Origin of the sequence: Pseudacidovorax sp. NFM-22 (assembly GCF_021401245.1) — a bacterium.
Classification (GTDB): Bacteria; Pseudomonadota; Gammaproteobacteria; order Burkholderiales; family Burkholderiaceae_C; genus Xenophilus.
The window spans coordinates 225,104-238,794 of record NZ_JACBFY010000003.1 but is presented as its reverse complement, the minus strand read 5'-3'; the positions used below and the strand labels follow the sequence as shown (position 1 = coordinate 238,794).

Genomic DNA, 13,691 nt, shown 5'->3' with positions numbered 1-13,691 from the left:
GGTTCGCCATGTCTTTCGTCGTCAATGACTCCTGCCTGGAGTCGCTTTCCGCCATCGCTGCCCAGCACGAGGACTGGATCATCCAGCAAGCCATTGCGCTGCTGGAGAAGCGGGTTTTCAAAGCGGGTCCGAAACTCCTCGACCCCACGGCCGTGCGCGACTACCTGCGCGTGAAGCTGGTGGCCGAGCCCAACGAAATATTCGTCGCTGTGTTCCTGGACAGCATGCACCAGGTACTGGCCTACGAGCCGCTGTTCAGGGGCACGATCAACGCGACTTCGGTCTATCCGCGTGTCGTTGTGCAGCGTGTTCTGCAGTTGAATGCGGCCGCGGTGGTCTTCGCGCACCAGCACCCCTCGGGCATTTCCGAGCCGTCGAGCGCGGATCGCATGCTGACCCAGCAACTGCAGGCCGCGCTGGCGCTCATCGATGTGCGGGTACTGGACCACATCATCGTCGGCCAGGGTGCCCCGTTCTCCTTTGCGGAGTCCGGCCTGCTGTAAGGGTTGTACTGCTTCGTTGATCAGCGCGGAGGCTTCGGCCTCCGCATTTTTCTGCGCGGCGACACAAGCAGGTATGCGGGGTGGCCGCGATGCGCATTGTTTGTTGGGGCCGCATGGGGTTCGGCGTTTGACTATGGCCCTGATCAACTTCCGGGGTGCAAGACATGCCAGGAGCTTTTACCCGGTTCGCACCAGGCTGGCGAACCCTTGGCCTGGCCATCGTGCTGCCGGCGTCGTTCGCGGCATTCAGCCCGGCCGCGTTCGCCGCCGACGTGGTGGTCGTCACCGACAGCCGCCACCCGGTCAAGACCATGGGCGGCGAGCGGCTGATCGAGCTGGACCGGGCATCCGGGCTCGAAGCAGAGCTTTCCGCAGATCTGCCAGCCGACCCCGAGCGCGCAGCAGCCATCGTCCGGCAACGCCTGAACCAAGGCGGCACCGACCTTCAGCGCCGCATTGGCACCGCCTACCAGGGCATCACCGACGCATGGAGTTTGGGTGTCACGACCATCCCGGCCGTCGTGGTGGACCAACGCTATGTGGTCTATGGCGAGCCTGACGTGGCCCGGGCCGTGTCCTGCATCGAGCAGCACCGGAGGAGGCAACCGTGACCTATCGCCCATTCGACCTGCTGCGCCGCCTGCGCGTCGCCGTGGCCTCGCTGCTGCTGGTCAGCGCCACGGGCAGCTACGCCCTGAACACCGTCACCATCGTGTCCTCCGTCATGTCGCCGGACTGCCTGGAGTACCGGGTGGTGGGCATCTGCTACTGGCTGTATTGCACCTATGGCGGCTGCTCGGTGCGCACGTCCACCAAGGTCCGGCACTACGTCCCCGATGCGGTCGTCTCCAGCTACAGCAACACCGGAGAGAACCCCTGGGTCGAAGTGCGAGCGATGAGCATGCCGAACGCCTCGGCCCAGGCAGGCGGCGACGGCACCACCAACGAAGACCACGAAAACAACCTCGCCAAATTCAAGAACGCCGATGTCATCGGCCATCCCGGCGGCGAGGTGTTCAACCAGTTCGCCTCGTCCTCGGGCTATTTTTGCCAAGGCGCGGGAACGGCCTTCATGCCGTATCTGCTCAGCACCTTGGACACGCTGGCCTGGCGCTACAACGTGCCCGAGATGGCCTACCCGGAGGCGCTGATCCCGGGCCGGCGCGAGGTCGGTGCGCGCACCACGATGAACCTCTGGGGCAATGTCTATCCGCGCGGCGGCTTCCTGCACCAGACCGACGACCACAAATCCGGGGCGGTCGTGGCTCAGCGCGCCGGTGACGTCGTCACGCGGCGCGGGCAGTTGCACGTGTACCAGCCGCTGCTCGCCAACGCGCGTGATGGCTACTGGCCGGCCGGCGCGCTGATGGAAGGTGATGCCTCGACCGGCAAGTGGCAGGAACTGACGCCGCGCCTGTCGAACACCTGCGTGGTGTTCCCCCACAGCGGCACGCTGACCCAAGCCCAGCAAGGCGACTACGCGTGGGCGCTGTGGCGTCCGTATGCGTGCTGCGAACGCCGGGGCCAGGTGTTCCTCGGCAGCGTCGATTTCCTCTGAGGTGCCACGATGAAGCGTCCTGAACCGAAGAACCTGTCCACCAAGGCGTGCCGCCTGCTGCGCCCGACGGCACTGGCCGGCACGCTCGCCCTGGTCTGCGGCCTGGCGTGGGCACAGGTCGGATACCAGAACAGCGGCCCCGTCATTGGCGATGACGTCATGTACTCGATCGGCGGCGGCAGCGCGGTGTCCATGGGCCGCGCGGCCGGCATGCGCTCCATCGGGGTCGGTGTGGGGTGGAACAGCAACCTGATCTGCGGCGACATGAGCATCCAGACCACGCTGCGCAATCAGCTCAACGGCATCACGAACGGCTTTCAGCAGATCATGAGCAACGTAATCCAGAGCGCCACCAGCGCGGTAGCGTCCCTGCCGGCGCTGATCATTCAGCGCGCCGATCCGGGCCTGTACAACCTGCTGACCAACGGCGTGCTGCAGGCGCGGCTGGACTTCGACCGCTCCAAGCTGACGTGCCGCGCCATGGCGGAGAAGATGGCCGAGACAGCGGGTGGCCAGCTTGGCTGGAGCCAGATGGCCGAAGGCATGGCCTTGCGTGACGCGGTTGGCAGCAACGATGCCGTGTCGGCCGTCGAGCAGGCCGAGACGCGCCGCGGCAACGACGGCGTGCCCTGGGTGGGTGGCAGCAATGCTGGTGGCGCAGGCCAGTCCGCCATCCGGGTGGTCGGCGACGTCACCCGCGCGGGCTACAACCTGGTCAACGGTCGTGGCGTGACGGACACATCCTCCATCGCGTCCGCCAGTTGTGCGAGCCTGTCCTGCCAGACCTGGACGTCGCCGCAGCAGGCGACCGAATGGGCCACGCGGGTCCTCGGAGAGCAGGTGCAGCGCACCTGCGACTCCTGCACCAAGACCGAGACGGTGCCCGGCGTCGGGCTGACGCCGCTGATCCAGGAAGAGTACGAGGCGAAGCTGGAGGTCCTTCAGGAGCTGGTTTCCGGCACGCGCACTACCACCTTTGAGAACCTGCGCGAGGCTGGCAGCACGTCGCTGCCAATCACGCGTGGCGTGATCGAGGCGCTGCGCGACGAGCCGGACCAGGACCTTCTGGCGCGGCGCCTCGCGTCGGAGGTGGCGCTGTCGTCGGTGCTGGAAAAAGCGCTGCTGCTCCAGCGCACGCTGCTCACGGGCAAGAAGGAGCCCAACGTCGCAGCCAACGAACTCGCGGTCAAGGCCGTGAACCACGAGAGCGACACGCTCGACCGGGAGATCCGCAACCTGAAGACGGAGCTGGAGCTTCGGCGCGAGCTGGCAAACAACTCACCGATGGCCATCATCCAGCGGCACGGTACGCGCGCGGCAGGCTCGCGCGGCATCTACGAGGGTGATCCGGTACCCGACCGCCTCGACCAGTTGCAGAAGGGCAATCCAGGAGCCAGGCCATGAGCGCGGCGCGCATGACTTGGCGCCCCTTGCGCTGGCTGTTCAGCCGGCGCGCGGCGAAGGCGCTGCTGTGGACGGTGCTGATCGTTGCCGCCGCGGTCGCGGCCAACATCGCCGGCATCTACCTGGTCGGCAGCGTTGCCGGCTGGGAGCGGTGGCTCGCCGCCGCTGCGGGTTACTTATTCGTGTGGCGGCTGTGTCTATACGGGGCGACGGTGTACGGGTGGATCTGGATGCGCCGCCGGCTGCTGGTACGTGAGGACGACGCCCAGGCGCGGCACCGCCTGGTGCGCACCGAGATCGCAGGCGTCGTCGCCATCGTGGCGCTGGAAGCCAGCCTGTTGATGCAGGGCTGAGAGGAGATTCGGGCCATGACTCTGTTCACGACCGACTACCTGGAGTATTACCTTACGCTGGTGTCCTGGATCGTCAACAACGGCATCTGGGCCGTGCTGGTATCCAGCGGCGTCTTCGCGCTGCCTTTCGTGGCGATCATCGTGCAGGAGTGGTTGAAGGCCCGTGCAGAAGGCGCCGACGAGGGCAATAAAGGCGTGCTGAGCGCCGCCCGCATCGAGAACCGGGTCTTCGTCGCCATCGTGGTGGTGATGTTCGCGGGCATCCCGTTCATCGACGTGGACCTCAACACCATCCAGTACGACAGCTCGCGCTCGGCGCAATGCCAGGTCAGTGTGCCGCAGCCCTCGAATACCGGCTGGTCGCAATCTTTCAGCACCATCAACAACCAGTCGGCGAAGGTGCCGGTGTGGTGGGCGTTCATGCACGCGCTCTCGCGCGCCGTCACGGGCGCTTCAGTGGCAGCGATCCCGTGCGGCACGGACCTGCGGCAGATGCGCATGGAGATCGACGCGACTCGCATTGACGACCCAGTGTTGGCTCAGGAAGTAGCGGATTTCTCGCGGGATTGCTATGGGGCTGCGCGGGCGAAATTGTTCATGCAGCGGCCTCAACTCGATGAGCAGCAGCTGCACGACGTAACCTGGATCGGCTCACGCTTCTTCACGGACACGAACGGCTACTACGACACATACCGTTCCAGCACCCCGCGCGAGGACTGGCCCTATGACAGCACGCGCGACGCAGGGCTTGCGCAGGTGGCCAGCGGCGGCGGCTATCCGACCTGCAGGCAATGGTGGGCCGATGGCAGCAATGGACTGCGGGCACGCTTGCTGGGTCAGGTGGACCCGAGCCTGCTCAATCGCCTGGCGGGCTGGGCTGGCTTCCTGAGCCGTGCCGAGGTGGACGATTCGGTGATCCGCGCGATCGCGTCACCGCGACAGCAGAAGCTGAACCAAGGCAGCGTCTATACGGACTACGGTGGCCAGATCGAAATGACCGACCCAAACATCATCACCCGGGCGGCGGCCGACGTAGGACTGGCGGTAGGCTCGCTGGGCTACTTCCCCTCCATGGATGCAATGCGCCAGGCTCTTCCGATGGTGCTGGCGCTCTTGAAGATGGCGCTGGTTGTCTGCATTCCGGTGGTGCTCATGGTTAGCACCTACAACCTGAAAACACTCGTGACGGTCAGCGTGGTGCAGTTTGCGCTGTTCTTCGTGGATTTCTGGTTCCAACTCGCGCGCTGGATCGACAGCACCATTCTGGACGCGCTCTACGGATGGGGCTGGGGATGGAACCGGCCGCATACGAATTTCGATCCGGTCATGGGCCTCAACAATGCCTTCGGAGACATGCTGTTGAATTTCGTCATGGCGACGATGTTCATCGTGCTGCCCTTGTTCTGGGTAACCGCCTTGGGATGGGCGGGCTACGCCGTGGGGGGCATGTTGCAAGGGCTTGCTGCTGGTACGGCAGGCGCCAAAGCGGCCGGCGGCAAAGCCGCCGACATGGCCTTTGGCGGCGCTATGAAGTGGGCATCGACACCCAGCAAGAGGAAGTAGTGCCTTGCTTCTTCGCTAGGTCTCATCAGATGGATCATGTGAATCTATCCGATACTCATCGTGGGTATAGAGGCCAAAACCGGCGTGCCCGTGCCGCCACTCTGGTTCGGGCGGCTCCCATTCGACGGTATCGTGCCCCCGGGCCACAAACACCAGCGCGACCAGCAGCAACGCCAGCCAGAAAGCAACGTAGAGCAGCAGCCCCAGGACAGCCAGTTTGCCGGCCCACAGCAGCGCGGCGGCGGCAGCCAACGGCACACCCTTGGACACCAACCAGTTCGACGCCCGACGTTCGCTGCGCGCATAGGCGCGCCACCCGCGGCCAAGGGCGCGGCCGAGGCGTTCCGCAGTGCTGATGCGGGTCGTGGTGCTCATGGTCGTCTCCTGCTACTGAGGGATGCCTATTCCAATTTGGTCCATTTCATTCTGCTGCGGGCTTCAAAGTGCTTCATGACGCTTCGTCATCCGGTTCCACCGGGCCGGGGTCAGGCTCCACGTCGACGCGATACGTGGCAACGAAGTGCGGCCAGTCCACATGGTCCACCAGGTCGATGTCATCGACAACGCCTACCTTTGCTGCCGCACGCTCGAACAGGGCGATGCTCTTGGCGGGATAGTTGTTGCGCGACGGATAGAGCACCCCGTCGAACAGCGCTTGGCCGTCGTCTCCGAGAATTGCATGCACCTGGGCGGACACTTGCTGCGTGTGCGTGTAGTCGCGGCTGGCCAACTGCTCCAGGTTCAGGCCGAAGTAGCCCGCCATGACGCCCGGCGCCGTGAGGTCGGCCAAGAGCACATCGTCCATCACGCCTACTGCGCGCACCATCCGGGCCTGGACTTCTTTCAGCGCGATCGAGCGCTTCGTGTCCGCAAGCCACTGGTGCTTATGAAACACCGACTCCATCAGCGCCGTGGGCAGGTCGCGCCCCAGGTAGAGCACGCCGTAGGCCCGCGCCGGGTCATCGTAGCGATTGGTGCTGCTGCGGCCATAGTACAGCGGGCTGCCCCGATAGACGACGCGGCTCACATGCTGGAGCAGTTCACCGGCATCGATCAGGAACGAAGGCAGCTCGTGGCTCATGGCGATCTCGCTTCAATGCACCTGAACGCCCAGTACGTTGAACACGGCATCGGCCACGTCATCGATCGTGCTGTGCGTCACCGCATCCACCGGCGAGCGGCCGCCCAAGCCTTCGAGCGGTTCGGACAGCGCGCGGTAGATCGTCCAGGGGTCGATGCCCTCGACCTCCTGAAGCACGGTTTGGGTCAACTGCTGCTTTACCGGGTCGAGCTGCCAGTCGGGCAGCTTCTGACCGCGCGGCCCCACGTTCAGCGCCAACAGCCGACGGGCGAGGATGTCCTTGTAGATCTGCTGGCGCGACTTGTCCGCCAGCTTGGCGTACTCGGGGATCGGCAGGTTATGCGGCTGGTTGAAGGCTTCCAGCAACACGGCGCGGCCTCGCTGGACGTCGGTTTCAGTCGGTGCCCAGCGCGTTTCGGTGCGCAGCGCGGCCGCCTTGCGTGCCAGGGCCTGCCCCACCGTCTCTCCGTCCAAGTTGGCGGGCAGCTTCACCGCCTCCACGCGCTCGTGAATGAAAGCCTGCAACTCGGCCGCGAAAGCCGGCGCATCCCGGATTTCGACGGTATCCGCGAAGCGGCGCACATCCTCCACCGTGACGCGCGGCAGGCGATCGGCAATGAATTCAATGGCATTGGGCATGGTGATCTCCCAGGCAGGTTTGAGACAGGATTCACTCTAGTCTCTATTGTCGCTTTTGTCAACTTTGTCGCCTTTCGAGAACCTGCCCGGCGGAAGCGGCGTCCACTCAGCATAGAGCGCGACCAGCACCGGCTCGCCGTCCAATCCATTCCACCGAGTTCCCCATTGACGCTGGAATCGCATCCCGTGCCCCGCTATACAGAAACGGTGAAAGGCCAGAGGGCCGAAATGGCAAGGGAACGGGGTGCAAGGGGAAAGGCCCTACCTCGAAAAGGCCAAAAGGCCTCCCGATCGGCCCGTCATCAGGACACCCACATGCTTTCCCTGTTCCAGCGAAAACGGCCCGCGGTCGCTACCGCTCCAACGCCACCACCCGCATCCGACCTCCCGAAAGGGTTGATGCGGCCCGAGTCGGCCGCATCGCTGCTGGCCACCCCGCGCCGGCAGAAGCTGCTGGAACATATCTGGCAGCGCACCTCACTCTCGCGCAAGCAGTTCGCCACCCTGTACCGCACGCCGCTGGAACGCTACGCCGAGCTGGTCCAGCAGTTTCCCGCTTCCGAAAGCCACCACCACGCTTACCCGGGCGGCATGCTGGACCACGGCCTGGAGATCGTCGCCTACAGCCTGAAACTGCGGCAGTCCCATCTATTGCCGGCTGGTGCAACCCCGGAAGACCAAGCAGCCCAGTCGGAAGCCTGGACAGCGGCAACCGCCTATGCGGCGCTGCTCCACGACATTGGCAAGATCGCCGTCGACCTGCACGTCGAGTACGCTGACGGCAGTGTCTGGCACCCTTGGCATGGTTCGCTGCAACAGCCATACCGCTTCCGCTACCGCGAGGACCGTGAATACCGGCTGCACGGTGCGGCCACGGGGCTGCTCTATATTCGGGTGCTTGACCGCAACATCCTGGACTGGCTCAGCCAGTACCCGGATCTGTGGTGGCCTTTGCTGTACGTGCTGGCCGGCCAGTACGAGCACGCCGGAGTGCTGGGTGAGCTGGTCACCAAGGCCGATCAGGCATCAGTGTCTGAATCGCTTGGTGGCGACCCGAGCAAAGCCATGGCCGTGCCAAAGCATGCGCTGCAGCGCAAACTACTGGCCGGCTTGCGCTACCTGCTGCGCGAAGAACTGAAGCTCAACCAAGCGGGCCCCGCAGACGGCTGGCTGACGGACGATGCGCTCTGGCTGGTCAGCAAGACGGTCTCGGACAAGCTGCGCGCGCACCTCTTGTCGCAAGGGATCGATGGTATCCCCAGTAGCAACACCGCCGTCTTCGATGTGCTCCAAGACCACGATATCGCGCTGTCCACGCCTGACGGCAAGGCGATCTGGCGGGCCACCGTCACCAGTGACAGCGGCTGGTCGCACGCCTTCACGCTGCTGCGCCTGGCGCCGGCGTCGATCTGGGAGGCCCACGAGCGGCCTTACCCATTCGCCGGGGCTGTGATGCCACAAAGTGGCGATGCGCCTGTAGCAGAGCCACCGCCAACCACGCCAGTGACCGACTCGTTGTCACCTGCGGGGGATAAAGACCATTCGGCAACACCCCAGCCTCAAGACCCAGCGACCCAGCCTGCCGACGGTGTAGACGCGATGTTGAGCCTATTGGAGAGCGTGAATGGCGCTCCCGGCGCCGACGCGCTGAACGAGCCCGCCAGCCCGGCCCGGGCAGCCAAGCAGGATACATTCGATCCGCCGGCAGACGCCGAGAATATGGCCGCGCTATCCGCCGAACACGCACCGCCCCTCTCGGGAGAGCACTTCATTGCCTGGCTGCGCAATCGCCTCCAGACACACAAGCTGGTCATCAACGACGCGAGGGCACTCGTGCATACCGTCGCAGATACCGCATACCTGGTCAGCCCGGGGATTTTTCAGCGGTATGCTCAGGAGCACCCGCAGGTCGCGGTACTGGCGAAACAGGCGGATTTGCCCGAGTGGCGGTGGGTGCAGAAGTGCTTTGAGAAGCTTCAGGTGCATCGTAAGCAGCCGAACGGGCTGAACGTCTGGACATGCAAGGTTTCAGGGCCGCGTAAGACGCGGCGCCTGCATGGCTACCTGCTGGATCAGGCCAATGAGATTTTCGCGGAAGTACCGCCGAATAACCCCTATCTGTCGCTCACTGAGCCAGGCACGCAGCAGGTCGGCAATCATTGATTTGCCCGGACTGACGCACACCATCGCGCATGTCATTAAAAGGACTTGGGACACGGGGATCATTTCATTTATATGGACGCCTCCCGTTTGCGAAGGGGTTTCAAGTGTTCTGGCGATATAGGAACGGATTGCCACCCGAACCCGTCTGCCGTGGCACAAGCCCAGCCCACGCCGCAAACTCACGCCCAGACCTGAAGGCCTTCGCCTCGCCCATCATTGCCACCGCTGCCGTTGCGGTCAGCAACCCAACACCAGGAATCTCCTTGATTGCCTTCACCGCTTTATCTTCCTTGGCCCATTCGCGCATCCTGCGTTCGATATCAGCAATTTGCTTGTCTAACATTGCAAGCCCGTTCCATTGCTCGCGAAGGGTGTCGGCCAATACTGCAGGCAATCGCTCAGAGATCCGTCCAAGAATCTCGGGTATGGCCTTATCAAGCGCCGCTCGTCCTCTGCCCATGACCTCACCATATTCCGTCAACAATCCTCGCAATGAATTGACTTGCATCGTGCGAAACTTCACCAATTGCTCACGTACTCGATGCAACGCCAGCATCGCTTGCTGCATTTCTGTCTTCACTGCGACTGCTTTGCTAGGTTGTTGCACCGCCAGCCAGATCGCTCGCGCGTCAGTCGCGTCATTCTTGCTCCGGATATTGAACGCCTTCACATATTCCGCTGGCATCAACTTCACCTGATGCCTCATCTTGGTAAGCTGCCTCGCCCAGTGATGAGCTCCACCGCACGCTTCCATGCCAATCTGGCAAGGCATTCGATTCACGAAGTACTCAAGGAACTTCGCTCGCTTAATCGGCTTATTCACGATTTCTCCTGTCCCTTCATCCACGTGATGCACTTGGAAAACGCTTTTTGCAATGTCTATACTCACTGGCGTAAGCTTCATGACGGATCCTCCGGTGGCTTGGAAAACCCTGTATTTCCCATTTGAGCACTTTGGTGCTGTCGGCCTGTGAGGGTTCGCCCTTCTTAACTTCTTTCAAGGCCATCACCGCTCACCGGTGGGAGGCGTCCATACCATTTCTCCTTGCCGGAAATTGTCCCCGCAGTCGCTCGGCGCCCTCACAGCGCATCGATGGGAATCTTGAGGTAGTGGATGCCGTTGGATTCTGCGGGGGGCAGTTGGCCGGCCCGCATGTTCACCTGTACCGAAGGAAGCAGCAGCACGGGCATGGCGAGCGTGGCATCGCGCTGCTCGCGCGTGGCCGCGAAGTCCTCCTCGGTGATGCCGTCGCGCACATGGATGTTGTGCGCACGTTCCTCGGCCACCGTGGTCTTCCATTGAAGCTCGCGCCCGCCGGGACGGTAGTCGTGGCACATGTAGAGCACGGTGTCCGGCGGCAGCGACAGCACGCGGCCGATCGAGCGGAACAGCGTGCGCGCGTCGCCACCAGGAAAGTCGCAGCGCTCCGTACCATAGTCGGGCATGAACAGCGTGTCACCCACGAAGGCCGCGGCAGGCGCGTTAGGTGTCGCGTTGTTCTCGACTACATAGGTCATGCAGGCGGGAGTATGGCCGGGGGTGTGCATGGCCTGCACCCGCAGCGTACCGAGCATGAAGGTCTCGCCGTCCTCGAACAGACGATCGAACTGCCGGCCGTCACGTGCAAACTCCGGCTCTGCGTTGAAGAGCTGGCCGAACGCCTGCTGTACGGCGCGGATGTTCGCCCCGATGCAGATTCGTCCACCCAGGAGCGACTGAAGATACGGCGCCGCACTCAGGTGATCGGCGTGCACATGCGTCTCCAGAATCCACTGGACGCTCGCCCCTAGTTCTCGCACGCGCTCAGCGATGTGATCCGCACCGGCGCGCGAGGTGCAGCCGGACTTGGGGTCGTAACCGAGCACACTGTCGATGATGGCGCAATGACCGCTTTTTGTGTCCAGCACGATGTAGCTGAAGGTGCTGCTGTCCTTATCAAAGAAGGGCTCGATTTTCACGGTGCCTTTGCCTCGCTGAAGCATGACCCGCTTGATTTCATCCAAGCTCCTTTTGGTCGGATGTTTTGTCGGTCGTTCTCTAATTTCAGATGGTGTTCGCGCGGGATTAACTCAAAATTAAAAGATCTTGCCGTTGCATGTTCTTACCGGCCGACGGCCGAGTGGAGAAATCTCTGCTCCACCCGTAGGCTCAGCCAGCCAGCGCGCGGCGGTTCCAGGGCATGTGCATCAGCAGGCGCGCAAGCCCGCAGAACCCCGAGACACCGGCGAAGACCAGCCCAGCGCCCACCAAGCCCGAAAGTACATGGAACCAAGGCGAGACCGTGGCGCCCAGCACTGTACCCAGCACGATCAAAGACCCCGCCGCGATCTGCACCTGCCGTTGCAGCTCCAGGGGTTGAGAGGCGTCCGCCACGACGGGCAGGCCGGCCTTCTTCCAGGCGTCCAGCCCGCCTTCAAGCACGTAGGCCTCGCAGGCCGTGCATGCCCCCAGCGTCGGGGCGTTCACCCGCGTCCGGTTGCCCGAGCGGCAGTGGAAGATGATTGCCGAAGCGCCGTCGAGCGGCAGGCCGCCGCTTCGCAAGCGGTCCATCGGCACATGGCGTGCCTGCGCGATGCGCTCACGGGCATGTTCGTCCGCCGCACGGATGTCCACCAGAACGGCACCCTGGTTCATGAGTTCGCTGGCAGCTTGGGGCGAGATGGATTTCAGGGACATGGCAATGGCCTCCGAGGGTGGATCAGGGACAGAAGATGGCCTTGAGCGTGGCGATGAGCTTGGCCACGTCGGGGTTGTCGATACGGTAGTGTAGGGTCTGCGACTCGCGCCGGTAGGTCACGAGACCTTCCTCGCGCATCTTGGCCAGGTGTTGGGACAAGGCGGACTGGCTCAGCGCCACGTTTTCGTGCAGGGCGCCGACGGTCATCTCGCCATGCTCGATCAGCAGGCAGAGAACGAGCAGACGATGCTCATTGCCGACTGCCCGCAGCATGCCCGTGGCCTTGGTCGCGCCGTCCTGTAGAAACGACTGATCCTTCTTGTCAACCGTCATGGTAGCCTGTATTTAATGTTTATCTAATGTAGTATAAACTAATAAATAGGTCAAGGCACTTCCTCCGAGGTAGGAAGTGCAGCAGGTCTTCCGGCCGGTGTTCTCATGCTGAGGTGTGGGTTCGCCTGACAGCACATTCCTGATTCCTTCATGACTCCACCTGCTTTGCTGCCACCGCCAATTGCGACAGATGCTCGCCGCAAGGTGGGACTGCTAATGGCCGCCCAATCTCTGGGCGACGCCGCGCCACCCATCATCATTTCGCCGGGCGGCATCGTGGGCCAGATGCTGGCCAGTACCCTTTCGCTGGCCACACTGCCGGTCAACCTCTACAACCTGGGGTTGGCGCTTTCGACCATTCCTGCGGCCCTGCTGATGCTTCGTCTGGGCCGGCGTGCGGCCTACGCGTTGGGGGCGCTGCTGGGTTCGATTTCCGGGCTAATCGCTGCCTTGGACGCGCTATGGGGCAGCTTCGAGACCTTTTGCTAGGGCACGGCGATGGCCGGCTTCTACGGTGCGAGCGTGCAGAGCTACCGCTTCGCGGCCAGCGATGCGGTGCCGCCGCCGCAGCGCCCCACCGTCATCTCGCGCATCATGATCGGCGGCCTGATCGCCGCGGTTATTGGCCCGCAGGTCGTCATCTGGACGCGCGACGCCTGGCCCATGGCGCCGTTCGCTGGCAGCTTCCTGGGGCAGGCAGGCCTGGCGCTGCTGGCCTTGCCGCTGTTGCTAATGCTGCGCATGCCGCCACCCCAGCCGGCCGCCGTCGCAGGCCCAGCGCGCCCGCTGGCGGTGATCGCGCGCAGTCCAGGTTTCGTCGTGGCCGTCCCGGCGGGCATCGTGTCCTGCGGCCTGATGGCCTTCATCATGACCGCCGCGCCGATGGCGATGGTGGGTTGCCGCCACACCGTGGGCGAGGCGGCGCTGGGCATCCAGTGGCACGTGCTGGCCATGTTCGCGCCGAGTTTCTTCACCGGCCGCCAGATCGCGCGTTTCGGCAAGATCGCCATCACGGCGTGCGGACTGGTTTTGATTGGGGCCTCGGGCCTGTTGGCCTTGGCCGGGCTCGAACTTCTGCACTTCTGGGGCTCGCTGATCCTGCTGGGCGTGGGCTGGAATTTCGGCTTTATCGGCGCGACGGCCCTGGTGACCGACTGCTACGCTGCGCCCGAACGTGCCAAGGTGCAGGCACTCAACGATTTCCTGGTGTTCGGCACTGTGGCCGCAGCCTCTTTCGGGCCCGGATCAGGCGGAAGATCTACAACTGCAGTGCCCGGCAGAACGTGTTCGACTATATCCAGATGTTTTACATCCCGAAGCATCGCTACGGTTACAATAGCTGGCTTTCGCCGGTAGACTACGAGAAGCAGTACTTTGAGAGACTCGCCAGTGTCTAGGATACTGGGGGATTCAGTG

Annotated in this window: 13 protein-coding genes and 3 pseudogenes; 9 read left to right on the top strand and 7 right to left on the bottom strand. The window is 63.5% G+C overall.

Annotated elements, in window-relative coordinates:
* The first annotated feature begins 8 nt into the window (after positions 1-8).
* From radC to L0984_RS12005, 6 genes are all read left to right on the top strand, one after another.
* Positions 9-503 (top strand): RadC family protein, encoded by a 495-nt coding sequence (gene radC / locus L0984_RS12030; protein WP_003149760.1) that lies wholly within the window; start codon positions 9-11, stop codon positions 501-503.
* A 164-nt stretch (positions 504-667) separates the two neighbouring features.
* Complete coding sequence (locus tag L0984_RS12025) at positions 668-1,114, top strand: TIGR03757 family integrating conjugative element protein (RefSeq protein ID WP_004350615.1); 447 nt, start codon at positions 668-670, stop codon at positions 1,112-1,114.
* Positions 1,111-2,061 (top strand): TIGR03756 family integrating conjugative element protein, encoded by a 951-nt coding sequence (locus L0984_RS12020; protein WP_004350617.1) that lies wholly within the window; start codon positions 1,111-1,113, stop codon positions 2,059-2,061. Before L0984_RS12025 ends, L0984_RS12020 begins: the two co-directional genes overlap by 4 nt.
* A 9-nt stretch (positions 2,062-2,070) precedes the next feature.
* Positions 2,071-3,465, top strand: coding sequence for an integrating conjugative element protein (locus L0984_RS12015; RefSeq protein WP_003149765.1), 1,395 nt, complete (start codon positions 2,071-2,073; stop codon positions 3,463-3,465).
* A complete protein-coding gene (locus tag L0984_RS12010) occupies positions 3,462-3,818 on the top strand; it encodes a hypothetical protein (RefSeq protein ID WP_003149767.1) in 357 nt (118 codons plus the stop codon). Before L0984_RS12015 ends, L0984_RS12010 begins: the two co-directional genes overlap by 4 nt.
* 15 nt (positions 3,819-3,833) lie before the next feature.
* Complete coding sequence (locus tag L0984_RS12005) at positions 3,834-5,381, top strand: conjugal transfer protein TraG N-terminal domain-containing protein (protein ID WP_004350620.1); 1,548 nt, start codon at positions 3,834-3,836, stop codon at positions 5,379-5,381.
* A gap of 15 nt (positions 5,382-5,396) precedes the next feature.
* Here L0984_RS12005 and L0984_RS12000 read toward each other — a convergent pair whose 3' ends face one another.
* From L0984_RS12000 to L0984_RS11990, 3 genes are all read right to left on the bottom strand, one after another.
* On the bottom strand, positions 5,397-5,756 hold the full coding sequence (locus tag L0984_RS12000) for a DUF3742 family protein (protein ID WP_003149770.1): 360 nt from the start codon (positions 5,754-5,756) through the stop codon (positions 5,397-5,399).
* Positions 5,757-5,829: 73 nt separating this feature from the next.
* Positions 5,830-6,462, bottom strand: coding sequence for an RES family NAD+ phosphorylase (locus tag L0984_RS11995; RefSeq protein ID WP_003149772.1), 633 nt, complete (start codon positions 6,460-6,462; stop codon positions 5,830-5,832).
* A gap of 12 nt (positions 6,463-6,474) precedes the next feature.
* Positions 6,475-7,101 (bottom strand): hypothetical protein, encoded by a 627-nt coding sequence (locus L0984_RS11990; RefSeq protein ID WP_003149774.1) that lies wholly within the window; start codon positions 7,099-7,101, stop codon positions 6,475-6,477.
* A 315-nt stretch (positions 7,102-7,416) separates the two neighbouring features.
* Here L0984_RS11990 and mobH point away from each other — a divergent pair, with 315 nt between their 5' ends.
* Positions 7,417-9,264: a MobH family relaxase gene (mobH, locus tag L0984_RS11985; protein ID WP_129243166.1), complete on the top strand. Its 1,848-nt coding sequence runs from the start codon at positions 7,417-7,419 to the stop codon at positions 9,262-9,264.
* Positions 9,265-9,379: 115 nt separating this feature from the next.
* On the opposite strand, the pseudogene L0984_RS11980 reads toward mobH, so the two are convergent.
* The 4 genes and pseudogenes from L0984_RS11980 to L0984_RS11965 all read right to left on the bottom strand — a co-directional run.
* Positions 9,380-10,168, bottom strand: a pseudogene (locus tag L0984_RS11980) (IS110 family transposase); the annotation flags it as partial.
* A 176-nt stretch (positions 10,169-10,344) separates the two neighbouring features.
* Complete coding sequence (locus L0984_RS11975; protein WP_165360264.1) at positions 10,345-11,247, bottom strand: MBL fold metallo-hydrolase; 903 nt, start codon at positions 11,245-11,247, stop codon at positions 10,345-10,347.
* Between the two features lie 166 nt (positions 11,248-11,413).
* Positions 11,414-11,941 (bottom strand): rhodanese family protein, encoded by a 528-nt coding sequence (locus L0984_RS11970; RefSeq protein ID WP_129243168.1) that lies wholly within the window; start codon positions 11,939-11,941, stop codon positions 11,414-11,416.
* A gap of 22 nt (positions 11,942-11,963) precedes the next feature.
* Complete coding sequence (locus L0984_RS11965) at positions 11,964-12,275, bottom strand: ArsR/SmtB family transcription factor (protein ID WP_129243170.1); 312 nt, start codon at positions 12,273-12,275, stop codon at positions 11,964-11,966.
* Between the two features lie 150 nt (positions 12,276-12,425).
* On the opposite strand from L0984_RS11965, the pseudogene L0984_RS11960 reads away from it, so the two are divergent.
* Together L0984_RS11960 and L0984_RS11955 are read left to right on the top strand one after the other, a co-directional pair.
* A pseudogene (locus L0984_RS11960) lies at positions 12,426-13,520 on the top strand (MFS transporter); the annotation flags it as partial.
* Positions 13,505-13,672: pseudogene (locus tag L0984_RS11955) on the top strand (IS3 family transposase); the annotation flags it as partial. The pseudogenes L0984_RS11960 and L0984_RS11955, both read left to right, overlap by 16 nt.
* Positions 13,673-13,691 lie beyond the last annotated feature (19 nt).